We start from the raw sequence: 23,751 nt of genomic DNA on the forward strand, positions 1-23,751 counted from the left end.
ATTCATAATTCGTAAAATTATACATTAAATTAAGTTATAAGTTAATAAAGTAATTTGTGAAGTAGTAGCACCCCGAATGATTTCTGTATAAACAGCCTGCAAAGTCATATAAAACAAGTAATGTCCCATGAATCGAAAAAATCTCGATGCAATGTCAGTAGAATAAGGAAAGCGATTTATGAGCGCATCAAAGCACAAGGCAGGTCTAGCATCTTGGTTAACAGCACTGTTTGCCTCTATTAAGGCTTTAATTGCAGGTGAGCTGGCGCATTTGTTAACGATTAACCGCAGTAAAAGACCTTGGCATATGCCGATTATTGCGGCCATTGCGATTAGCTTTCCAGTCTTTGTCGGTGCTTATTTTGATGCTTTATCCTCAGGTATCAAGGCCTCGTTGGGGGCGATGATTATCCTCAACTTACCATTGTCAGGCACGCTACCGTATCGTCTGGTGACGGTCATGGCGTGGGGCTTTGCCATGGTATTGAGCTTTGCGCTCGGACTTATCGCTCAGCAGATACCTGTGCTCAGACTGCCTATATTTGCGCTGCTTGCTTTTGCTATTATCATATTAGGTCGTTACTATCGGCAGCCGCCACCGGCAGGATTGTTTGTGATGATGGCGGGGGCGATTGCGTTATTTATTCCTGTGCCATTAGCGCAAGTATTGTCAGCAACAGGGCTGGTGATGTTGGGTAGTGGCATTTCGATGTTGTTGGCGCTGCTTTATAGTCTGTTTTTATTGGCCACGCGTCCTATAGTACCTGCGCCGATTTATATCTATGAGCCGGACATGATTAGCGACAGTCTCATTGTGGCTGGCTTTGTGAGCTTGGCGTTGGCAATCGCAATATTGCTAGAGATGCCCTATCCGTATTGGGCGGCTATAAGCTGCTTTATCATTATTCAGGGTATGCAGCTACGCACGATGTGGATCAAACAAGTGCATCGCTTACTCGGTACTTTGGTCGGAATGGCAGTCGCAGGTTGGATGCTGTCGTGGGGGCTATCGATATGGGGCGTTGCGATAGCCGTTCTGATGATGATGCTCTGTATCGAGTCGTTGGTCGATCGTCATTATGGCTTAGCAGTGATATTTATTACGCCATTAACGATATTTATCGCTGAATATGGCAGTGTGTCGCTGGTACAGCCCGTGGCCGAGGAAGTCATTCGTGTGCGCATGCTTGATACCACGATTGGCTGCGTCGTCGGTCTTAGCGGTGGTCTGGCGATTCATTCAAACCGTTTGCGCGTACCGTTACGCCAGATAGAAAACTGGATGCTGGCGCGTTTTAGTCAAACAACGAAACACTAAATCAACACCATAAATTCAAAGCATATGAGAGCGCTTTGTAATTCTGCTTTTCTTACAACAAGTCACTAAATGGTCGTGTAAGTCATTTGACGTTGAGGGCTTTAGTGGCTTGCACTACATCGATACTGTGACCCGTCCAACGCTCAAAACTTAAGGCGGCTTGACCGATAAGCATGCCGTAGCCGTCTGATATTTGCGCACCACGTGCCGCGAAATGCTCCAAGAACGGTAGCGTGCGACCGTACATCATGTCGTAAGCATAGTGACCGTGTAGGGTGTCGCTCAGTGGCAAAGTCTCACCTGATAGACCAATCGATGTGGCATTAATAATAATATCGAACTGTCCGCGCAGCTCGCTAGTGGTACAAGCGGTAATCTGCTGCTGACTAATAGAGGTACTGGCGGCGCTAAGCTCGCTGACTAAGTCACAGGCTTTGCTCACTGTGCGATTGGCAATTGTCAGGGTTCCGATACCTGCTTGAATCAGGGGTAGTATCACCCCGCGTGCCGCACCGCCCGCGCCAATGAGGGCAACGCGTGCACCCTCTAGCGGCCAACCCAAGCTACTGATATGATTGACCAATCCTTGCCCATCAGTATTGTCGCCGTATAGTGCCTCTGCTATTGGCGCGCCGCTTTTTAATAGCGCTTTATTGAGCAGAATCGTATTGACCGCACCAGCGACTTTGGCGTGCTCTGATAAGCCACCACGTGCCTGACAGCACGCATAAGCGACTTGTTTAAAAGGAACCGTCACGTTAGCACCCACACCGCCACCATGAAAAAATGCCTCAATAACCGCCATAAAACTGGCTGCCTCATCGGGACAATACTGGCGCTGATAGCTAATTTCAATCCCTGCCTGCGCGGCGAACTGGGTATGGATTGCAGGGGATTTGCTGTGGGCAATCGGATTGCCAATAACAATAAAGTGCTGGGTCATAAATAGTCCGCTGGCAAAGGGCATGGAGTGGTCAGATTGGTAAGCATTCAAACCCACTCATCATAAGGGATAACGTTATGTTTGACAAATGGAGCGGTTAAGGAATAAATACACGATTAAACACAGCGTTTTAAGACGTGAGGTCTTTAACAAATCTGTACTGTCTGGGAGCGGTATCCGTAACCTAAAGGGTAGTCAAGCGTTCAGCAGTTGGGTAAACTAGTGAGCATAAAAATCGATATCAATAGACGCCAGGAACTGCTAGGTTACAACCAAGCTTTTTAATAACAACATTCTTCATTATCAGTGGCACATCTGCCAGCTCGTTAATACTATTTTGAGACCAATCTAAAAGTGTGAGTAAATTGTCCATGTTGAATAATAACCTACAGACCTTGATGGTCAGTATGATAATGGCAGTTGGCGTGACGTTGAGTGGCTGTGATAGCACCAAAGAAGACGCCCAAAATCCAGAGGCCAGTGCGGCAAGCACTAGCGAGCAGAGCGCTGCGGATACCTCTACGCAAACCACTCCGACCAAAACCGCCGACTTAGATGGTGCCACTGCTCAGCAAGGCATACCAGTAAAATATGAGGTTGCGTCGTGGAGCGCTGCCCCAGTAGACCCGCTTACGGTTGATGCGTTGGATGATATCAAGTCGACCTTTGGTAAAGTGGTCAGCACGGACGAAAACAGCCTAGACTACGCCAGTAATTCGGCCTCTAAGTATCGCTTTATGGATACCGATGCGCCTTATTTAGACCTTATCGACTCCGAAAAATATCTGGAGCTTGGTTGGTATTACGCCAATCCAACCGACTCAAAAAAAGAAAAAGAGCTGAGTCAAAACCATGCCAAAAAATCCTATATGCTAGCGCGTCAGCTGATGGGTGATGAGGGCGGAAAATTAATCGCTGATATGCTGGGCGGTCAAATTATTAAGAATAAAACCGTCGGTGGACAAAAAATAGAGCTGGCGAAATGTGAGTTTTACAGCTGTATGCTGGTGCTGAATAAAGCCGATGCGCAAACAGACAATAGCTAAACGGTGGCCGCCATTATGCCGCCGCCCAACAGCTGGCTACGTCTGCAACCTCTAAGCGCGGCGAGCGATGACGCAGCAGTAACAGCGCTAACCATGCCATTAGACAATCGCGGACTGGCATATGGTGATGGCTTTTTTACCACTATGGGCGTCATCGACGGGCGGATACTGTGGTCGGACTATCATCAGCAGCGTCTTGACTCTCATGCCAGTGCCTTGCATCTCGATATCGATAGCCGAGCACTGTTAGCTACCTTGCATAGACAGGCCAAGCACTTGCAGCAAGGCATGCTTAAGCTTATCGTCACCCGCGCGGTGCAAGATGTCCGTGGTTATGGTTATACGCCAAGCATGTCCGGCAGTGCGTGTGAGATCTGGCTCAAGTCTTCCGCCATGCCTATCGCCACTGCTGAGCAGATGCCTTTACCGAATGGGTTCCTAGTTCCTCTGCAACCAGTGGCTTCTGCCACTTGCTTGTCTTCTCAAATTGCTTGCTTACCGCCACCGCTGGCCGGACTCAAAAGTCTCAATCGTCTGGATAATGTACTGGCAAGCGCTGAGCTACAACGCGTTAAAGCCCAAACATTAACATCCAATCCCTTTTTACTAGCCAATCATTTATCGACCAATAATTTATCAGTGAATGCCGAACCCAGTATCGGTGAGGGGCTGCTGCGTGATATGAGCGGGCAGTGGGTTGAAGGAACGACGAGTAATGTGTTCTATCAATTATCAGAATCGCCATCCGCAAAATCTTCCAATCCTCCACATCCTAAAAACAACAATTATCTAAGCACTGGTCAATGGTACACGCCGTCGTTGACACAATCGGGCGTCGCTGGCGTGATGCGGCAAGCGCTCATCGATGGGCTATCCAGTACAGAGCAGCCAGCCATCATAAGACCATTACAAGATGAGGATTTGCCGCAGTTAAGCCAACTGTTCTTTTGCAATGCGTTACGTGGCATCATGCCAATGAGCAGTCTGACGTTATTGTCGGGTGAAGTGGTGGGTTTTAAAAGTCAAAAAATATCGGCTAAATAAAGCTATTTATTTTCGCGCAAAAATATTAAATTTGGTATCAATAAAATCATCGGGATATAAAACAACCTCTTCATTACGATACATATCTTGCGCTTTTGATAGCGCTTCTTGCTCGCTCCTTGCATCAACTTCTACGATATTACTAAGTGTTTCCACAATTTCTATCTGAAAAACTCTATTCAATTTCTTATCTGTTTTCATCATCGCTATTCTCAATATATTCTTATCAAAATTTCTTTAGCATTTATATCCGCTAGGTTAGCAAAGGTGATTAAAAGAAGTGATCGTCTTTTGTGACAAAGCCTTGTGGGCTCAGGCAAATCGATCAATGATAGTGATTTGATAAGGAGAGAAATCAATGGAATACGTCTACGAAGATAAACGAATCCCCTTACAAATCCGTCGATTATTAATTTTTGATGAGATTTGCAAATTAGCAAAAAAACAACCTGATGAAATTATTCACTTATCGAGATTCACTGAGTTATCGCTCGGTGTTATGTATTTGAAAGACTTTAAAAAGTTTATCGCGTTTGGCGGCGTGTTTGAGTACGCAGAAACAAAAGAAGAAGTTATCGAGCAACGTATTAGAGTTTTTCCTAACGACGAACCAGTCACGCGTGCACTGACAGTCAATTTAAAGCAGTTTACTAAACCTGCTCGCACAGCTATCCAGCTGGTCTGGTATTGGAATAACTACGTTAAAAATAGAATGCACGCTTACGTCGATTATCGTGAAGAAGTGTTTTTTCGGATTAATGATGAAATTGATTCAGACTACCCACCGCATAAGTTTCATGACCGTTTAGTTGCAACGGCACGTTTACCTTTATGGGACGATAGAGACGAGTTAATCGCAGACGTCTACCGTGATAATAAAGGGCAGCCAAAACCTGAACGCTTCAATGAGAAACGTTTAATATAATTTAAAATACGTAGAAATCAATCGTATCTGATTAAAGATTATTTAGCAGGAGATAAAAAATGCGTACTACCTATGAAGAAAAACGTATCCCACTACAAATCCGCCGATTAATGCTATTTAATGAAATATGTCGTAAAGCAAAAAAACACCCTGATGAAATTGTTCACTTAGCTGGTTATTCGAAGATAGTATTCAGTATTATCTATTCTAAGAAAGATAAAAAATATACAGCATTTGGTGATGAGTTTAAGTACGCGCATACACGTCAAGAAGTCATAGAGCAAGGCTTGGATAAGCTACCTCATGATGACACTGTGATGTGTGCGCTTATGGTCAAAAGACAGGCTTTTACCAAAGCTGCTCGTACACCACTAGGACTATTAATAGGATGGAATAAACATGTAAAAAACAGAACTTATATGTGTCTTGAAGGCAATGTAAGAAGTTTTTTTAAAGTAAATGATGAGTTGGAAACGGATTATCCTCCGCACAAATTCTATGGAAAATTAGCGGCAAGCGCAGATTTACCCCTTTGGGATAATAAAAGCGCTTAATATAATTTTCGATAATGCCCACGACCGATAAATTCAACAATGCCTTTATCGCGCAACACTTGTAATTGCTGACGGATTTTATCTTTGATATGGTTGTTTTCAGGATGTTTGAGTTTTAATAAATCAGCAAACGCATAAACTTGATTGAGAGAAAAATTAGCATCCAGTCTATCGATACATTGCCAAACATCTAACGTCCAACCACGTGTCTGCTGTGATTGCTGACGCAGAAACAAGGTTTTTTGAAATTGCTCGGTGACATTATTGCGTGGTATGACTTGCTGGTCTTTTACCAAAAATACTTTTCCCGATTCGGGGACTTTGCGCAAATCAATATTACAGCCGACCCAGCCAGCGCGTTTGGCAGTGGCGGATAATGGTTTGCGCTTTATAATCATGTCCGGCTGAAAGAATTGTTTGGGAATGATTAAAAAGTTATTCACCCTATATTCTTGAGAGTAGGTCAGAAAGAAAAAGCTGGGATTATTATCGCTATTGATACGTTCAATCATGGTGTCATAAGCACCATCATTAATAATGTTGCTCAATTTTGCCTTTTTACTTTTTAGTTCATACTCCTCATGACAGTTTGCACAATAAAAATCAGCGACAGGTTGGTTATTAGTAAATTCAGCCAATGGTTCAGCACTACAATTAGGGCAATAGCTTTGGTTAGAAACCCAGTCTTCGCTGAGCACTCTAATGATTTGGCTTGGTGATTTATAGTTTGCAGCGAGATTTTTATTGAAATTAAGGTTCATAGCCCGTTTTCTTATTAAAGGAAATATTTGAAGGGATAAATAAGCAATATGAGTATTAAGCCATATAATTGACTCTAAACAGCACGTTAATCGATAAGCTAAGCAAATACCATTGAAAAGCGCACGGTTCAGTGCTAAATTCTAGCAAACTTCTGCCTCGCGAGTTGCCATGAGCACGCCCACACCTGAAACGCCTCCTGAACGTCCTAATGATACCCCATCCAATAAGCAAGCGGGAACTGTTGACGAGCGTGTTGCTAGCACGCCATCAGATGCTAGACCAGTCGTCGACGAGGCGGCAGTAGAGGACGTACCGGCAACAGATGTCTCGCTCATCAGCGGCAAAAGTAAGCCACGTAAATATAAAGCAGACAATCAGTCGTTCTTTATGCAGCGCGGTTATCAAGTCTTGCTCGTGCTTGGGCTGATTGCCGCGTTTTTCTTAGTGATGGTCTATCAGACGTTGTTTGGACGGATTGAGCAGCCGCAGCAAATGGTGACGATTGAGTCAGGTCAGACCTATTACGGCTTATTGCCGCAGTGGCAACAGCAGATTCCACTTTTTTCTGCCAGCATTGCCAAGCTCTATATCAAGTCGCAAGTGGACGCGCCATTACATGCCGGTATTTATCAATTACCAGAGAACCCAACCATCGCTGAGGCGCTGCAAGTGCTCGCGCAAGGGGCTAAAGCAGCGATGGTAAAAGTGCAAATTATCGAAGGCAAAACGTCTAAAGATCTATATCAAACGCTACGTGATAATAACACTATCAAAAAAGAAGTGCTGACAGTGAATGGCGCTAATGCTAGCAATGCTAGTATCGCGCAGGCTTTAGATTTGGCAGGTATATTGCCAGACAGCGTGACCAATAGTAACGACCCTATCGTCAATCATAATCTTGAGGGTTGGTTTGCGCCTGATACTTATTATTACGGCGAGGGCACCAGCGACAAGCAGGTATTGACAGATTTGTACAAGCGTCAGCAGCAGGCATTGACCAAAGCATGGGAAAATCGTGCGCCTGACCTGCCTTATAAGAGTCCTTATGAAGCGCTGGTTATGGCCTCTATTATCGAAAAAGAAACCAGCGTGGCAGAAGAGCGTCCTTTAGTCTCTGCGGTGTTTAAAAACCGCTTGGATAAAGGCATGCGCATGCAGACCGATCCGACCATTATCTATGGTATGGGCAGCCGCTATGATGGCAATATTCGCCGTAAAGACATCGACGAAAAGACCTCGTATAACACCTATCAAATTGATGGTTTGCCGCCCACACCGATAGCCTTGCCTTCTGCGGCTTCTATCGAAGCAACCTTACATCCGGCGGATAGCGATGCGTTGTATTTTGTGGCGACAGGCAACGGTGGGCACAAATTCACCAATAGCTTGGCTGAGCACAATCAGGCGGTAAAAGAGTACCTGAGCGTGATGCGTGAAAAGCGCTCGCAAACGCCGCCGTCATAAGCCAGTATGTACCGAAGAGCCACGCCCATTCTCATCAATGACATAAGGTCATAGTATGTCAGCATCTATAGCAGCCAACTTAGCATACAGCAGCCCAGCTCAAGCCACGCCTGAGATTACAGATACCGCGCCCATGCAAGGGCGCTTTATTAGCTTTGAAGGTACCGAAGGCGTTGGCAAGACCACCGCTATCGAGCAGTTATGTGCGCGACTAGAGGCGCATGGTATCGACTATCTGCGTACCCGTGAGCCGGGTGGTAGCCCGTTTGCAGAGCAGTTGCGCGCTATTTTGCTAGACCCTGATACCAAAATTAATGATGATACTGAGCTGCTACTGATGTTTGCGGCGCGCTGTGACCATCTGCAACAAGTAATTTTGCCCGCATTACAGCGTGGTAAATGGGTGATATGCGATCGATTTACCGACTCTACCATTGCCTATCAGGGCTTTGGACGTGCGCATGGTGATGAGGCGGTACGAGCCAAAATTGACAGCCTTATCGGTCAGTTTGTTACCCAGTTGCCCGAGCTGACTCTATGGTTGGATTTGCCAGTATTAGAAGGCATGGCGCGGGCGGGTAAACGTAGCGCTGCCGATCGTTTTGAGCAGCAGGCGACGGCGTTTTTTACTCGGGTGCATAAAGGTTTCAGTGTCCTTGCTGGCGAGCAGCCTGAGCGTATCCAGCGTATCGACGCCTCAGGCAGTGCTGACGAAGTAAGTGTGCGAGTATGGCAAACGGTTGCGACACGATTTCATCTTAGCTAGAGCGCGTCTTCAATTTATTCGATAGTCATCTAAATGGGCTAAAAATGGCTAAATCTTGCCAAACATCGTCAAATAGCACCCTATAAAAAAGCCCTCATAATCATTATGAGGGCTTTTTATTTGCTCGTTAGCTTTTCAGACAATAGCGTTATGGTTTATCCGCAGCCTTTTTTGCCGCATCCTTTATCTTCGCATCACTATTGGTATTGTCATGATCTGAGTCAGGTAGGCGATTAGGGTCGAGCGCACCACTTTTCATCTTCGGCGCATTACCATTACCGTTTGTACCACTATTGCTAGTAGTCGGCTTAGCAGTCTTGGATGTTGCCGTTGAATTATCAGACATCACGCCTTTATTAGAGGGGCTGTTAAAAGACTCTTTAGCTTCTATGTCCTGATTTTCATTGGTTTCAGCCTTTGTGGTTTCCTTTACAGCATCACTCTTTGCTGCCGCCGCTTTGATACTGGCATTATTAGTGCTGTTAGAGGCACTCTTGTCACTGTCTTTATCAGTCGCGACGGCTAGCTCTTGTTCTGGCGTATCAGCGATCTCTTCCACCATCTCTTTTTCTTTACGCTTTTCAGGCGCTTTAGAGTTGGCTTCAAAGCTGGCATCTGCAGCAGCGCGTGCTTGCTCTTGCTTTGGCGTGACGTCTACTGGCTTTGGCTGTACCTCATCATCAACGACCAAAGAAATCAGCTTGCGATCGCGCGGTACTGATCCTTCGAATTTGTCCGTGATGACGTGCAGCTTGCCTTCTTTGTCTAGCGTATAGAGCGGCACGAATTGCTTATTGTCAGCTTTATACTGCTCAAAGCTATAGCTGTCCGTAATATTGGTGATTTTAATACGGGCTTTTCTGGACAGCATACTGGCAAGCTTGGTGTAGGTGACATCTTTGCCAAACAGCCACTGTGAATGGAAGTTACCTTGCTTATCGTCGCGCTCACTTTTAACTTTTTCGTCGCTGAACTTGAGGCGATAAAGCTTACGTTCACCGAACTCATGACGGTAATGAATCTCAGACAAGGTATTCATCTCTTTATCCATACTCATGGCAAATAAATGACCAATACCAATGAGGTCAAGATGATGGTCGGCGTGATCAGAGATGGGGTTGCCAAAATAGGTGCGCAGACCACTCATACGCGCGCGCGCGATGTTGGTATAGTTGTTATGAGCGACGATGACATCGAAGCCTTGCTCTTTTAATGAGGTGGCGACGAGCAGGGCAATTGGGTTGGAGCCGACGATCAGGATACCGTTGGTCTCAGGCTCACGGACACCAAGCAGGTTACCTACCATTTTTGCGCCCAAGCCCTGAATCATGACCGTACCAATAATGACCAAAAATACCAATGGCACTAGCAGTTCAACGCCTTGGATATCATATTCTTGCAAGCGAATCGCAAACAGAGATGAGATAGCGGCAGCGACGATACCGCGTGGTCCAATCCAGCTAATCATTAACTTTTCATTGGTCTTTAAGTTAGAGCCAATGGAAGAGGCCCATACTGATAATGGACGCGCGATGAACATCACGATAGCCAGTAATACTAGACCCGCAAAACCAACCTGCAGTAGACTTTCAAGCTCAACACGAGCCGCAAGAATGATAAATAATACTGAAACTAATAAAATGGTTAACGATTCATTAAACTCCAAAATCGTATCGCGCGGGAATTTTGGCCAGTTGGCGAGGGCAACGCCTAATACGGTGACGGTCAGTAGACCCGACTCATGCTCTAAATGGTTTGAGACTGAAAATAATACCAAAACAAAGGCAAGGGTAAAGACATTGCGCAAAAACTCAGGAATCATATGCCGACGCATGAGGAACGCCAGTACCCAAGCACCCGCCATACCTAGCGCGGTTGCAAGTACCACGATTTTGGCAAACAGTAAGATACTACTGGCTTCGCCACCTGAGATAATATACTCGTAGACCAATACCACGGCGATAGCACCGATGGGGTCGATGATAATGCCTTCCCATTTCAGGATATTGGAGATGGTCTTGTTGGGTCGCACACTACGCAGTAGCGGCATAATTACCGTTGGCCCCGTCACACAGACCAGTGCACCGAACAGCAACGCAATCAGTGGATCGACATCGAACAATAGATAAGTCGACAGCGCCACGATAGCAATGGTGATCAGTACCCCGACCGATACCAGCATCTGCACGACCGAGCCGTGTTGTTTGATTTCATCGAACTCTAGCGTTAGCGAGCCTTCGAATAAAATAATCGCCACCCCCAAAGAGATAAACGGGAACATCAGCTCGCCCAACACCAAGTCAGGGTCGAATACGCCGAGCACTGGGCCAACGATAATACCAATAAGTAATAAAAATAAAATGGATGGTTGCTTTAAATACCAAGCCAACCATTGGGCGGCAATGCCAATCCCAACCACGCCGGATAATAATAGGGCGGTATCCATAAATTAATCCTTTTATAATCTTGTGATGCTGTATAGCTATTAAAATAGGTCATCGTTAGCCGTCAAAAACCTTTTGTAACGGCAAATTAATAATAACCATAGCCATCATGAATCATGGATGATATATATACTATATAGTAACAAAGACAAAAGTGTCTCAAGCTAAATACACCAATGCTAGAAACACAAAAGATGGAAAATAAAGGCGATAAAAGCCAAATTGCTTGGCGTTCTGTAAATAACACCTTATTATAACTGACTATTGTTTGCTAAATAATTTATTAGGTTTGTTATCATATCATGATTTTATTTTATATATGTCAAGGGTCTGTCTGCCGTGATAGCCACGCGCCATCGTTCTGCGCTGACACACGAGTAGGTAACGGCACTATTAATATCAATATCAATATCAATATCAAAGATTACAAAAAATGAGAAGATAGTATGACGTCATATTAAAACGGCTTATATTTGCCATCATGGTCAGGCGCTACTACATAAACTCGCAGACAAGTAGTAAACTGACCAGCAGTCAGGACTATTCCTATAAATTTAGACAAGCTTGCTATCGTTGAATTCAAATAACCTTGATATAAGGGAGCTGAATGCAGGCTATACCTTAGTATGGTTAACGAGGATGACGATGTAGCGGGTTTATATGGATTTGGCTATATCTATTATGGCGATAATAGCGATAATATTGTTGCTAACAATAATAATCACTCATATGGAGACAATATGCCTATCAATATGTTTCAAGCACAATCTACTATTCGTATGCAGCGTTGGTTACAACGCAGTACTTTGGCACTGGCTATCGGCACGGTAATGGCGACAGGTATTAATGTAGCCACTATGTCTCAGGTACAAGCAGCGGTCACCACTGCTGACTTCTCTGACTTAGTACAGCAAGTGACGCCAGCGGTGGCACGAGTCAATGTCACCAAAACGGTCAGTGAAGATGAGCTTGCCAAAGCACAAACCGCCGAGCTGTTACGTCAGTTCTTCGGAGATCGCTTACGTATTCCGGATCAAGCAGCGACGCCTGCGATTGAACACGCTTATGGCACCGCTTTTTTTGTCACCACCGATGGTTATATGTTGACCAATCACCATGTGGTTGCTGGTGCAGACAAAATCACCGTGACCCTTAATGACAGAACAGAGCTGGATGTGACCTTGGTGGGTAGCGATGAGCGCTCAGATGTGGCGGTGCTCAAAGTCACAGGCAATCAGTTCCCAGCCTTACCGATTGGTGATTCAGACAGTCTAAAGGTAGGTGAGCCGGTATTGGCGATAGGGTCGCCCTTTGGTTTTGATTATTCGGCATCCGCAGGTATCGTCAGTGCCAAGTCGCGCAGCTTTTCACGTGAGACCAGCGTGCCCTTTATCCAAACTGATGTGGCATTAAATCCGGGTAACTCAGGCGGGCCATTATTTAATCAGCGCGGCGAAGTCATCGGTATCAACTCACGTATCTTTAGTGGTACGGGCGGTTATATGGGCTTGTCGTTCTCAATTCCTATTGATGCGGCGATGGATATCTACGAGCAGCTCAAAACCAATGGCGAAGTCGCACGTGCCTATATGGGGATTTATCCTCAAGACATCGATCGTAATTTAGCGGAAGCGTATAATTTAGCGCGTCCACAGGGCGCACTACTTACCCGCGTCTCACCAGACTCGCCCGCCCAAAAATCAGGTCTACAAGCAGGCGACATCATTTTGCAATACAATAATGTGCAGATTATGCGTGCTGCAGATTTATTGAACCTGATCAATCGAGCGCGACCCAATGATCCGTTCAGCGCCCAGATTCAGCGTGATGGCAAGCAAATGCTCGTAAAAGGCAAGCTCACTTATGCGCCAAATGATGTCAGGGCACAAAGCGGCTCGCAGCAAGATGATGAGGTGCAATTAGGCTTACGTCTGCGCAATTTGACCCCAGATGAGCAAGCAGAGCTGGCGGTGGACAATAAAACAGGGATATTGGTCACGACCGTTGACCCGACAGGCTTAGCCGCGCGCTCGGGCATTTTGGCGGGAGATATTATTACTAATTTTCACCAAAAGCCTATTGCCAAGGTCACTGATTTTTCTAGTGCTATCTCCTCACTTCCCAAAAAGGGTGTGGTAACGATTGAAGTCATGCGCCAAGGCATCCCTGGTATTATTGGCCTGCGTATTGAATAGTTATCATATAGTCAATCGACTATGCTTAAATGACGTATCTCGATAAGCATTGATAATTATACTTGTCTATCATAGAGCTCGACCTCTATAATGGCTGATTTTTTTATCGATTGGTTTTGATGAGTTGCTGTTGCTCAATTTAACGGTGAGCAAGTCACATTAATTTGGACGTTAATTTGGACATTGGTTTGATTGACCAACATTGATTTGATTGCGCGCCCAACGGCACAAACGACTATTCATACCTTTATATATAGCTAGGTAATTATGACTGACCACGCTTTTTATACGCTTAGCATCACTATAGCAGCAGCCTTGCTAGCGTATATCATATTGTGGTCAGGATTACAGACATTCAATGCCAATCCCACAAAACGCTTTTGGCGTATTTGGTCAAAGTTGTTGCTATATTACGCTGCCTATACCATGCCTTTTTGGGCACTGTTATTGATTATTGGGCGAGTACAACAAGTGACACCCATGCTGGCACAATTGTCACCGAATGCCGTGTTGATGGCTGTCATTGCCATGGGTCTGTATTTTTATACGGTGGTTGTGCAGCCCAATCGTTTGCGTTTGCAGCATCATGCTGTTGATTTGGGCTTAACAACTCCGCTTACGGTGGCGGTATTAGCCGATTTGCGCATTGGTTTATATAGTGGCAAGCCGCGTCATATCAGCAAGCTGGTCGCTACCATCAATGCCTTGTCAGCAGATGCGGTATTGATCACAGGTGATTGGCTCTATTATCCAAGCGCCGATTTGGTCGGGCAGTTGATGCTATTTAAAGGGGTAAATAAGCCCGTTTATACGGTCATGAGTACCTCGGATTTGCGTTATCAGTCGATCAATACTACCAAGCAAGGTCAGCCATTGTTAGAAGACACCTTGGCCAATGCTTTTGACGTACTGGATATCAACTATATCGGGCAGCAATGTACGTCGTTGCCGCTTAAATGTGCTCGAACTGGCAACGGTCGATTGATAGCAAATCAAGCAAGTTATATAAAAGGCCATCCAGATACCAGCACGCAAAAATATCTAAAGGACAATCCAGTCGTGGCCATACTTTGCGGCTGGCAAGATATCCCGAAACAATTGAACGATGACGACACTTTGAATGTGCCTAATAAAGCTGTGCTGAGTGCTGAAATTGAGCAGGCAACTAAACCTGTCATTATTCTTGCGTCACGATTTGATAGTATTAGCGACTTACCAAAATCGCTGCAGCCCCGACCTTTATTGATTACCGGTGCGGCCAAAGCAATACAGAAAAACATATTAACGGCGCAAAAAAAGCAAGACATTCGTCGTATAGGTAAGCAGTCGTCATTGTTGGATAACAGTCGCATGGGTAAGCAGCGCGGCCTATACCAGCATGGTAGCGCGCAGATATTTGTCAGTAGTGGAGTGGGCACCCGAGGGTTACCTTTTCGCTGGTATCGTCCGACCATCGATGTGTTGACGATTCGTTAAAATAATTCAAAAGCATTTATCCCGCTTGCATAATTACGCTAAACTAACTGTTTATCAATGTTCAATAAGCCCTAAACAGTAAGCCTTAAATAATAAGGTCTATAAGCAGCCGCCCTTGTGTCTATGTTGCATAACATTAGCGCTAAGCAGCGCTTGGAATAGCGCGCAAATAGATAGGGTATATCTGGACTGAGCATTAATTGACTGATAGCGGTTAAATCAAAATATGCTACACTAGTAGGCGTTTTTATTATGATTGATAGACAGCATCGGCAATGGACAAAAATAATGTCCATGCGGATAGATATACACATGATTCTATAATGAGAATGTCACTATCATCTGTATATAAACGCCCAGTATGAACATCATGCAATAGCTACCATTGATCTGGTTATTAATGTAAAAATAGACATTGGCGATTGCAAACGATGGATCATGTGACAGCTTGAATAAAGCTAGGACAATACAACAGTAAGGCACAGTTATGAGCACAGCATACGACGAGATCAAAACCCGACTACAAGGCTCTATGGTGGCCTTGGTAACGCCCATGCATCCTGACGGCACGGTCGATTATAAACGTCTGGCCGACCTCATAGACTGGCAGATCGAGCAGGGCACCCATTGCCTCGTTGCCGTGGGCACCACTGGTGAATCAGCGACTTTGTCGATGCAAGAGCATAGCGATGTGATTCGCTACTTTGTGCAGCACGTCAAAGGCCGTGTACCAGTGATAGCGGGTACAGGCGCGAATAATACGACTGAAGCCATCAAGCTCACCCAAGATGCGGCAGATGCTGGTGCAGACTGTGCATTATTGGTCGCTCCTTACTACAATAAGCCGCCACAAGAAGGCTTGTATCAGCATTATAAAGCGATTGCCCAAGCCGTAAAGATCCCGCAGATGCTCTATAACGTACCAGGGCGTACTGTAGTTGATATCGCGCAGAATACGGTTGAGCGTTTGGCTGATATCGATAATATCGTGGCGATTAAAGACGCGACCGGCTCAGTTGCTCGTGGTGAGCAGTTGATTAAAGCGGTTGGCGACCGTATCGTTGTGCTATCTGGCGATGATGGTACGGCGCTTGATTTGATGCAGATGGGTGCCAAAGGTAATATTTCGGTAACGGCTAACGTCGCGCCAAAAGCGATGAGCGAAACGTTTTCGGCAGCGCTACGCGGCGACCTTGATACCGCCAATAAAGCGCATGATGTGATTAAACACTTACACCGTGATTTGTTTATTGAATCTAGTCCCATTCCAGCAAAATATGCGTTACATAAGATGGGTATGATAGATACTGGTATTCGTCTGCCGTTGGTATGGTTGGCAGAACAACATCATGCCACCATTGATGAAGCGTTGGTTCGTGCGAATTTACGATAAGTATTGACGATTGAATGGTTAAACACTAAGCCCTACATTATTATTAATGATTTAGGGCTTAGTGAGGCACTTAACGGTAACGATAAGTCAGTCGCCCAAATAAGCAAAAATTGCTAACTCAGAGAGATAATATGATGAAAGTATCATCAAGCCCTACCAAAACATTTCCTGCTATGATGGTTTTGATATTGGGTAGCACCTTAGTATTAAGTGGCTGTCAAATGACCAAAGGTTTTCTTGGTAAGCGCGATAATGGCAGCTTAGAATATCAAGAAAGCAAAAAGCTTGCGCCTCTAGAGCTACCGGTTGCTCAGGAGCCAGCACCTTTTGTACCGTTATACGCCACCCCAAATGCAGGTGCCAATACACTCACCTTACAGAACGAAGCGGGTAAGCAGTATCAATTACCTAAGCCGCAACGCGCTGTTGCCGTGAGCGAGTCATCAAACTAAAAACTGTGTTTCCCTATTTATACCGCTGACTTTTTACTATGGTTATTCATGATCTAATAGATTAATGAATGACGTCGTACAGAGTCCAGCGGTCGCTGCGCGTTTTTACCACATAAGCTTGAACGAACAGGAACTCCATAATGCAAAAGCAACAACTGCTATATAAAGGCAAAGCCAAATCTGTCTATGAAACAGAAGACAACGATCTTTTGATTTTACACTTCCGTGATGACACCTCGGCGCTCGATGGTAAGCGTATCGAACAGTTAGCACGTAAGGGCGTGGTTAATAACCGCTTTAATGCTTTTATTATGCAAAAATTGGCTGACGCTGGTATTGAAACACATTTTGAAAAGCAGCTATCTGAAGACGAAGTATTGGTCAAGCGCTTGGATATGATTCCTGTAGAGTGCGTGGTGCGTAACTTTGCCGCTGGTAGTTTGGTACGTCGTTTGGGCTTAGAAGAAGGGCAGGCATTGACGCCGCCAACATATGAGCTGTTTTATAAAGACGATGCGCTAGGTGATCCGATGGTCAATGAGTCGCTCTCTGTATCTCTTGGCTGGGCGACCAAAGAACAATTGGCTAAAATGGAAGAGCTGACTTATCAAGTCAATGACGTCTTAAAAGAACTGTTTGATGCTGGTGACTTAATCCTAGTTGATTTTAAACTAGAGTTTGGCGTATTCCATGACCGTATCGTATTAGGTGATGAGTTCTCACCAGATGGTTGCCGTATCTGGGATAAGAATACTAAGAAAAAACTTGATAAAGACCGTTTCCGTCAGTCATTAGGTGATGTGATTGAAGCTTATGAAGAAGTGGCTGACCGTATCGGTGTACCATTAAACTAAGCTATCAATAGTCACAATATAAAATAAAAGACTGAGACATGTGCTCAGTTTTTTTATGTCATTATATTAATGTTGGTACCCTAGTGAGGACTTAAACCTTCGGCTGTGGGCTGATGGTATCAACGTTTTGACACGCTGAGATAGCCACAGTGTACCTCATGGTGTGTACTTACCATACATATTCTATCGTGATTGATGCGCTACACAGGTATCAAACTGCTAATGTTAGATATGATCATAATGACTATCAAATCGACAGCATGGGTCATTATGATCTACCTGTCTGATTAAAATCTCTGATGTTAGTTTCTAAAATTTCTTCAGCGTAGCTCACTCTGCCAATGGAAACACATGAACAGTGTGCGAATATCATTCTGCAAAATTTTGGCAATACTACCTCTACATCATAGTAGCTATGACCTAAGAAAGTATGGTTAATAACGATCAGTAGGTATGAGCTACTGAGCCTGTTTAGGCTCAGACTTACTACTCGCATAAATAAAATAAAGCGCAATAGCTAAGCAAACCAATGCCGCCATTCTACTGACTGAAAGGCTAATTGCCTCGTTACCCAACCAGCCAAAGTTATCGATCAGTACGCTCATGCTCAGCTGACCAAAAATAACCGCTACCGTTGCCACAGCCGTACCAATACGCTGGACTGCAACCACCATAATGACGATGTAAGGTACACCGCACAAAGCGCCAAGTAGTTGCCACTTCGGCACATCCATCAAAGTCACAGTATGACTGGGCTCAAAAAAGAAAATGAGCAAGGTGGTTACTACTGCACCCACAGAAAAGGTTAAAAAAGCACTTTTAAATACGCCGACATTGCCGCCAAGGCGACCATTTAATGCCGCTTGAACACTCAAAGCCGCGCCGCCAATTACGGCCAATATAATCATTAAAATAAGCATCATCTGGATTATCCTCTTGCCATAAAAATAAGTGCAGCAATAATGAAAAATAAAGCGATAATTCGCTTAATATCTATTTTTCGCTCCATAGTTTCGAATAAGCCATAATGATCTATGATTAAACTCTGAAACACTTGCCCAGCCAGTATGCCAATCATCGTCAGCGCAATGCCAATGACGGGCGTTACCACGGTTAATACCACCACATAAACAGGCCCTAAAATACCGCCAATCAGCAGTAGTGGTGGCTGTGAAAAAAACGAAGGACTCTCGCGCGGACTAAAAAACAACATCAAAAAGAATGTCAGAGCAGCGCCCACACCAAAAATACTCAACGTTGCCCACAGCTCGCCTACCTCACTTCCTAAGGGTCCAAGCAATCCCGCTTCAACCGACAACCCCATGCCGCCTAAAACAACAATGAGTATTAATAAAATTTGCATATAGCAATCCTTAATGAGTGATGCGGCGTAGTGTACCGCAGCCTATACCCATTAAAAAACGCTATAATATAGAAATGACCTTTGCATAAGTTGCACAAATGAAGACGATAGATACCATTAATATAAAGACCTTACTATTTTTTATAGACGTCTTTAATGCTCAAAGCTTTTCTGTAGTGGCTCGAAAAGAAGGCGTGTCAGCTTCTAAAGTGTCTCGTATTATCAAACAGCTAGAAGACTCTTTAGGGCAACAGCTTTTTTATCGCAATACACGTGCCGTCATTCCGACTGAAGCGGGGCATGTGTTTCTGCGCTATGCAAAATCCATGACTGAAAGCATGAGTGCGGCACAGCAAGAGCTTCAAGACAGAACCTTAGAGCCGGGCGGCTTAATCAGAATTAATGCTCCCGTATTTTTTGGACAACGACATATCGCACCTTGGTTGCCACAGCTTAGTGCTCAGCATCCTAAATTACAGATAGATTTGACGTTAACGGATGACTTTATTGATCCTCATCATTATGCAACTGACGTTATTTTTAGAATTGGCACCTTACATGACTCCGCTTTTCATGCGCGTGTCTTTGGTGAGCAAACTTATCATCTTGTCGCTTCTCCAGCGTACATACAGACAGCCGGTGAACTACAAGCGCCAGCAGATTTGATGCATCATAAATGCCTAGTATACAAAGGCTCGACAGGACCCAATCGTTGGCTTTTTAAAACAGGAAATGAAGATTGGACGCCATTCTTAGCGCCTGCTTTATTAGTATCTAATAATGCGGAATCTTTATTGGTATCAGCACTCAAAGGTATGGGAATTGTGCTTTTCCCAGATTGGCTGATCGGTGAGTATTTAAAGGGCGGCGAACTCATTAAGCTATTACCTGATTATGATACGGCAGTCAAAACCACACCCCAGCATGTCGCGGCTATTTATCCTAACACTCCTCATGTTTCTCTAAATGTAAGAACATTAATTGATTATTTTGCTGAGACTTATGGTACTCCTCTTTATTGGCAACTTAATTAACGATGCATAATTTAACTACAGTAATTATTCCTACATTTCATGAGAAAAAGGTGGGGTAGGAAGAAATTAATACGCTTGTTTAAGAGCGTTTCTAACTGAAGTTATTCACTGTTTAAAAAAATTAGGATGTTTTTTAAGTACCAGACTAGGGTCTGCTCTGTTTTGGGTATACCCAAGGGAACCAACTAATTAGGGTCACTAATCAATTAATAGACCACTCAAAACAGACCGCTGTAATGGAACCACTCAAAACAGACTGCAAGATTTAATCACTTTTATCCCATTTAGGTAGTTGTCGGTTGAATTGAGGACACGCCCTAACAATGTTCAGTGATAAAATCCTCTCTAACCATCATTATGGATGGCTACCACACACCATGAATATTATCTCTTTAGGCACAAACCTGTAGCTTAACTCGTATAAAAAATCAAACATAGCGTCAACACTGTCCTCGATACCTTGTCTTACTTTTATGCTAATTTGTTAGTGCTTACTCATATCAATTAAACCATAAAAATAAGAAAAGGTTTCGCTAATGTCTACTGCCTCATCAACCGTTTTGGAGCCTGACTGGTTCACTCGTCCGACCTGTGTGGTCGCTGCTGACCTGATTGGTAAAGTCTTATGTCGAAAGCTAAACGATAGTGATGGACAGCAAAAAACGCTACGTATGCGTATTTCTGAGACAGAAGCCTATATTGGTCAAGATGACCCCGCCTGCCATTCACATGCAGGTACTCGAACGGCGCGCACAGAGATTATGTATGAGCAAGGCGGTGTGTTTTATGTCTATTTGACATACGGTGTGCATCATATGCTAAATTTGATTAGCGGCCCTCTAGAGTCGCCTGAGTCGGTATTAATACGGGCTGGATTTTTGACCGATGACAGTGACCACCTGATCGATGAGCAATGGCTAAGCGCAGATAAGCAACTTACTTATCCAACGCAGCTGGCAGGTCCTGGTAAGCTGACGAAGCGCTTACAAATTGACCGTGAATTGAATGGTAAACCTATTAGTGCAGAGTCAGCCGTTTGGATCGAAGATGATGGCTGTCAGCCACCGATATCTCTGCGTCCTCGTATCGGCATTGACTATGCTGGCGATGCCAAAGATTGGCTATTGCGCTATATCTGGACCGACCATCCTTCGCTATCAAAAAAATAAAACGATGGCTGCCTTCTGGTTTTAATATAGCGGCTCTCTTGGTATAAGTTATAAGGTAAAAGATGAACGATGTATAAGTTGACGGTTTTTATTCCCGAAGCGGCATTAGAACCAGTTAAGTCTGCTTTATTTGCAGCAGGTGCTGGTACGATTGGTGATTACGAGCAGTGCTGCTGGCAAGTGCAAGGAGTGGGGCAGTTTATGCCGCTAGCAGGCAGTGCACCGCATATTGGTACGCACGATAAACTAGAAGAAGTTGATGAATGGCGAGTAGAAATGGTGGTTGCTACTGCTAATATTGCTCAAGTCATTGAAGCACTAAAGCAAGCGCATCCTTATGAGACACCCGCATATGATGTGATAAAGGTAATGGACATTTAAGTACTAGCAAAGTAATAAAGCCTGCCCAAAAAAATGGTCAGATAAACCAAGGGTTGGCTTATCTGACCGCGGCATCAATAGGTAAACGATGCCATAACTTTATTCTGAGACGTTATAAAGCAGGTTTGGCATTATTTTTCATCAGCTGCGATATATCATCTAAAACTTATCGATTAAAAGGGTGAAGATCCAATTAGTCTACGACTCTTATTGACAGGGGACTTATCAGTATTACCAGTTATTTTTATATTTGCCTTTGTTTTTATGCTTGTTGTTATTTTTATATTTGCCTTTTCCGTGCTTGTTGTGCTTATCCTTTTTGTCATAATCATACTTATTATGGTCGCGATCATCATAATCACGGTCATTATCATATTTATCATCATAGCGTTTCTTGGACCAATCTTGCCTGCTTGAACTGATAAGCCTTAAATCAGGGTAGGTATACTTGAGCTCGTAGGCTTGATTGTTCTTTTTGGCATAGGCTGTGAGCAATCGATTACCGCGATAACTGTCAGATCTGATGTTCGTGACCTGATACCCTTTACGACGTAAATCGTTGCGCAGCTGTTGGCTAACGCGGTTATAGTTAGCATTGCTGTAACCCTTATCACCGCGATAGACGGACTGATTGTCATAGCCTGGACCAACGACGGTACAACCGACCATCGTGCCTAGCAAGGTAAGCGAAAGGCCTGCAGACATCGCTGTCTTCAATGAAAATAGCTGCAAAATCTTCATGATAAAATCTCCTACGATATTTTTGGATTAATAATTACCGGATTGCTTTTCACATCTAACAGCGTCATGTGGTTGATGTCTATGTCACTTGGTAGCCTTTATAAATGCAGAAGTAATAATTGCATGACTAACTGACTTTCTTATTTATCTGATGGCTAGAAATATTTTCTTACATTATCTATGATAAGACACAAAACTTGATGTTAAGTGTCATTTGCGTTAATAAGTTGTAATTGCCCGTTTAATGATATATCGCTTAATTGATCACTTAGCTAACAAAGCAGCATATCTCTGAATGGTAGCGATGAAAAGGAACCATAAATGCTATTCAAGCTTATTTTGTTTTCAGCTTTTGCAGGTATAACCGTGTTTATAGGCGGTTTATTGGCCAATGTTTTTGACCACCATGTCACAGACAGCCCAGTCAAATATGAATTTATTCATACCTCGATGTCGTTCGGTGCGGGTATTATTTTATCGGCATTGGCATTCGTTTTATTGCCAAAGGGTATGGAGGTATTGAGTGTTTGGGGTGTCACAGGCTCATTTTTATCAGGAGCCATCCTGTTTATGCTGCTAGATCGTAAGCTGGCTGAATCGAATAGTCAGCAGGCAACCTTACTCGCTATGATGATGGACTTTGTACCGGAGTCCATCGCGCTAGGAGCGGTATTCGCGATTGAACCGCAGCTGTCGCTATTATTAGCATTGTTTATTGGACTGCAAAACCTTCCAGAGTCATTCAATGCCTTTCGTGATATGGTGCAGAGCGGTTTTAGTGTTAAAAGGACGTTGACCATCTTTTTTGGACTCAGTTTTTTTGGCGTTATATCTGCGCTGATCGGGCATTTTTTATTGAGCGAGCATCCTAATCTTACCGCCCATCTTATGATTTTTGCGAGTGGGGGTATTTTATATCTACTTATCCAAGATATCATTCCTGCCAGTAAGCTGGATAAGAGTTATCTGACCTCGCTTGGGGCAACGCTCGGCTTTTTGGTCGGTATTTTTGGGGAAATGCTGATTTGAAAATAGCAATAAAATCGTTATCAGGTTCTCGTGTAAGCATATGCTTACACACAATGACGTTTACGCGACTTAACATCGGAGTGAGAATTAGGCATTATACATACACGGCATAAGGGAATGTAACTCAAGGATTGAGTTGACCGCATTAAGGATAATGATTCGTTTACTAGCGTCAGGATGATAATAGTGAACGAAGAAAGGATACATAACCTTTGCTAGTAGCATTATTAATGCTAATAACGGTAGTAAACAGGGCAGGATGCCCGATATCGCAACACACTGAACGTTATGCAAGGATGCATAGATTACAGTCGTGATAGGTAACATGGATGGTTAACAATAAAACCGCATAACAATCAATTGCTATGCGGTTTTATCGTGTCTAGAGCTTAAGAGTT

The 23,751-nt window shown here is 44.1% G+C and carries 23 protein-coding genes; 16 read left to right on the top strand and 7 right to left on the bottom strand.

The window, feature by feature from the left end; genetic code table 11:
- The first annotated feature begins 178 nt into the window (after positions 1 to 178).
- Positions 179 to 1,318: an FUSC family protein gene (locus CXF65_RS11795; RefSeq protein ID WP_101212173.1), complete on the top strand. Its 1,140-nt coding sequence runs from the start codon at positions 179 to 181 to the stop codon at positions 1,316 to 1,318.
- An 82-nt stretch (positions 1,319 to 1,400) separates the two neighbouring features.
- Here CXF65_RS11795 and aroE read toward each other — a convergent pair whose 3' ends face one another.
- Positions 1,401 to 2,261, bottom strand: a complete 861-nt coding sequence (gene aroE / locus CXF65_RS11800) for a shikimate dehydrogenase (RefSeq protein ID WP_101212186.1) — start codon at positions 2,259 to 2,261, stop codon at positions 1,401 to 1,403.
- A gap of 371 nt (positions 2,262 to 2,632) precedes the next feature.
- Between aroE and CXF65_RS11805 the strand changes: the two genes are divergently transcribed.
- Together CXF65_RS11805 and CXF65_RS11810 are read left to right on the top strand one after the other, a co-directional pair.
- Positions 2,633 to 3,307 carry a hypothetical protein gene (locus tag CXF65_RS11805; RefSeq protein WP_101212174.1) on the top strand — a complete coding sequence of 225 codons (675 nt, stop codon included), beginning with the start codon at positions 2,633 to 2,635 and terminating at the stop codon, positions 3,305 to 3,307.
- Positions 3,308 to 3,322: 15 nt separating this feature from the next.
- Positions 3,323 to 4,351 (top strand): aminotransferase class IV, encoded by a 1,029-nt coding sequence (locus CXF65_RS11810; protein ID WP_101212175.1) that lies wholly within the window; start codon positions 3,323 to 3,325, stop codon positions 4,349 to 4,351.
- A gap of 6 nt (positions 4,352 to 4,357) precedes the next feature.
- On the opposite strand, the gene CXF65_RS11815 is transcribed toward CXF65_RS11810, so the two are convergent.
- Complete coding sequence (locus tag CXF65_RS11815) at positions 4,358 to 4,555, bottom strand: DpnD/PcfM family protein (RefSeq protein WP_227523262.1); 198 nt, start codon at positions 4,553 to 4,555, stop codon at positions 4,358 to 4,360.
- 154 nt (positions 4,556 to 4,709) lie between these two features.
- On the opposite strand from CXF65_RS11815, the gene CXF65_RS11820 reads away from it, so the two are divergent.
- Together CXF65_RS11820 and CXF65_RS11825 are read left to right on the top strand one after the other, a co-directional pair.
- The gene (locus CXF65_RS11820) at positions 4,710 to 5,276 is read left to right on the top strand and encodes a hypothetical protein (protein WP_101212176.1); all 567 of its coding nucleotides are present in this window, start codon (positions 4,710 to 4,712) and stop codon (positions 5,274 to 5,276) included.
- 59 nt (positions 5,277 to 5,335) lie between these two features.
- A complete protein-coding gene (locus CXF65_RS11825) occupies positions 5,336 to 5,830 on the top strand; it encodes a hypothetical protein (RefSeq protein WP_101212177.1) in 495 nt (164 codons plus the stop codon).
- Here CXF65_RS11825 and CXF65_RS11830 read toward each other — a convergent pair.
- Positions 5,827 to 6,591: a DpnI domain-containing protein gene (locus CXF65_RS11830; protein WP_101212178.1), complete on the bottom strand. Its 765-nt coding sequence runs from the start codon at positions 6,589 to 6,591 to the stop codon at positions 5,827 to 5,829. The genes CXF65_RS11825 and CXF65_RS11830 overlap by 4 nt on opposite strands.
- 169 nt (positions 6,592 to 6,760) lie before the next feature.
- Between CXF65_RS11830 and mltG the strand changes: the two genes are divergently transcribed.
- Together mltG and tmk are read left to right on the top strand one after the other, a co-directional pair.
- The gene (gene mltG / locus CXF65_RS11835) at positions 6,761 to 8,056 is read left to right on the top strand and encodes an endolytic transglycosylase MltG (RefSeq protein WP_025651089.1); all 1,296 of its coding nucleotides are present in this window, start codon (positions 6,761 to 6,763) and stop codon (positions 8,054 to 8,056) included.
- A gap of 133 nt (positions 8,057 to 8,189) precedes the next feature.
- The gene (gene tmk / locus CXF65_RS11840; RefSeq protein WP_025651088.1) at positions 8,190 to 8,822 is read left to right on the top strand and encodes a dTMP kinase; all 633 of its coding nucleotides are present in this window, start codon (positions 8,190 to 8,192) and stop codon (positions 8,820 to 8,822) included.
- Positions 8,823 to 8,970: 148 nt separating this feature from the next.
- Here tmk and CXF65_RS11845 read toward each other — a convergent pair whose 3' ends face one another.
- On the bottom strand, positions 8,971 to 11,268 hold the full coding sequence (locus CXF65_RS11845; protein ID WP_025651087.1) for a cation:proton antiporter: 2,298 nt from the start codon (positions 11,266 to 11,268) through the stop codon (positions 8,971 to 8,973).
- 828 nt (positions 11,269 to 12,096) lie between these two features.
- Between CXF65_RS11845 and CXF65_RS11850 the strand changes: the two genes are divergently transcribed.
- The 5 genes from CXF65_RS11850 to purC all read left to right on the top strand — a co-directional run bounded on the left by CXF65_RS11850 (position 12,097) and on the right by purC (position 17,636).
- Entirely contained in the window at positions 12,097 to 13,461 is a 1,365-nt protein-coding gene (locus CXF65_RS11850; RefSeq protein WP_374189992.1) for a Do family serine endopeptidase, read from the top strand.
- 267 nt (positions 13,462 to 13,728) lie between these two features.
- Complete coding sequence (locus CXF65_RS11855; RefSeq protein WP_101212179.1) at positions 13,729 to 14,937, top strand: hypothetical protein; 1,209 nt, start codon at positions 13,729 to 13,731, stop codon at positions 14,935 to 14,937.
- Positions 14,938 to 15,424: 487 nt separating this feature from the next.
- The gene (gene dapA, locus CXF65_RS11860; protein WP_025651084.1) at positions 15,425 to 16,330 is read left to right on the top strand and encodes a 4-hydroxy-tetrahydrodipicolinate synthase; all 906 of its coding nucleotides are present in this window, start codon (positions 15,425 to 15,427) and stop codon (positions 16,328 to 16,330) included.
- A 131-nt stretch (positions 16,331 to 16,461) separates the two neighbouring features.
- Complete coding sequence (locus tag CXF65_RS11865; protein WP_227502331.1) at positions 16,462 to 16,782, top strand: hypothetical protein; 321 nt, start codon at positions 16,462 to 16,464, stop codon at positions 16,780 to 16,782.
- A 140-nt stretch (positions 16,783 to 16,922) separates the two neighbouring features.
- The gene (gene purC / locus CXF65_RS11870; RefSeq protein WP_101212180.1) at positions 16,923 to 17,636 is read left to right on the top strand and encodes a phosphoribosylaminoimidazolesuccinocarboxamide synthase; all 714 of its coding nucleotides are present in this window, start codon (positions 16,923 to 16,925) and stop codon (positions 17,634 to 17,636) included.
- Positions 17,637 to 18,094: 458 nt separating this feature from the next.
- On the opposite strand, the gene CXF65_RS11875 is transcribed toward purC, so the two are convergent.
- Both CXF65_RS11875 and CXF65_RS11880 read right to left on the bottom strand, forming a co-directional pair.
- Positions 18,095 to 18,556, bottom strand: coding sequence for a DMT family transporter (locus CXF65_RS11875; RefSeq protein ID WP_101212188.1), 462 nt, complete (start codon positions 18,554 to 18,556; stop codon positions 18,095 to 18,097).
- A gap of 8 nt (positions 18,557 to 18,564) precedes the next feature.
- Positions 18,565 to 18,999 (bottom strand): DMT family transporter, encoded by a 435-nt coding sequence (locus CXF65_RS11880; RefSeq protein ID WP_101212181.1) that lies wholly within the window; start codon positions 18,997 to 18,999, stop codon positions 18,565 to 18,567.
- A 98-nt stretch (positions 19,000 to 19,097) separates the two neighbouring features.
- On the opposite strand from CXF65_RS11880, the gene CXF65_RS11885 reads away from it, so the two are divergent.
- The 3 genes from CXF65_RS11885 to CXF65_RS11895 all read left to right on the top strand — a co-directional run bounded on the left by CXF65_RS11885 (position 19,098) and on the right by CXF65_RS11895 (position 21,583).
- On the top strand, positions 19,098 to 20,033 hold the full coding sequence (locus CXF65_RS11885) for a LysR family transcriptional regulator (RefSeq protein WP_101212182.1): 936 nt from the start codon (positions 19,098 to 19,100) through the stop codon (positions 20,031 to 20,033).
- A gap of 536 nt (positions 20,034 to 20,569) precedes the next feature.
- A complete protein-coding gene (locus CXF65_RS11890; protein WP_101212183.1) occupies positions 20,570 to 21,202 on the top strand; it encodes a DNA-3-methyladenine glycosylase in 633 nt (210 codons plus the stop codon).
- Between the two features lie 69 nt (positions 21,203 to 21,271).
- Positions 21,272 to 21,583: an NGG1p interacting factor 3 protein, NIF3 gene (locus CXF65_RS11895; protein ID WP_025651078.1), complete on the top strand. Its 312-nt coding sequence runs from the start codon at positions 21,272 to 21,274 to the stop codon at positions 21,581 to 21,583.
- A 231-nt stretch (positions 21,584 to 21,814) separates the two neighbouring features.
- Here CXF65_RS11895 and CXF65_RS11900 read toward each other — a convergent pair whose 3' ends face one another.
- A complete protein-coding gene (locus CXF65_RS11900) occupies positions 21,815 to 22,324 on the bottom strand; it encodes a hypothetical protein (RefSeq protein WP_101212184.1) in 510 nt (169 codons plus the stop codon).
- Between the two features lie 321 nt (positions 22,325 to 22,645).
- Here CXF65_RS11900 and CXF65_RS11905 point away from each other — a divergent pair, with 321 nt between their 5' ends.
- A complete protein-coding gene (locus CXF65_RS11905; RefSeq protein WP_025651847.1) occupies positions 22,646 to 23,353 on the top strand; it encodes a ZIP family metal transporter in 708 nt (235 codons plus the stop codon).
- Positions 23,354 to 23,751 lie beyond the last annotated feature (398 nt).

Origin of the sequence: Psychrobacter sp. Sarcosine-3u-12 (assembly GCF_002836005.1) — a bacterium.
Lineage (GTDB): Bacteria > Pseudomonadota > Gammaproteobacteria > Pseudomonadales > Moraxellaceae > Psychrobacter > Psychrobacter okhotskensis.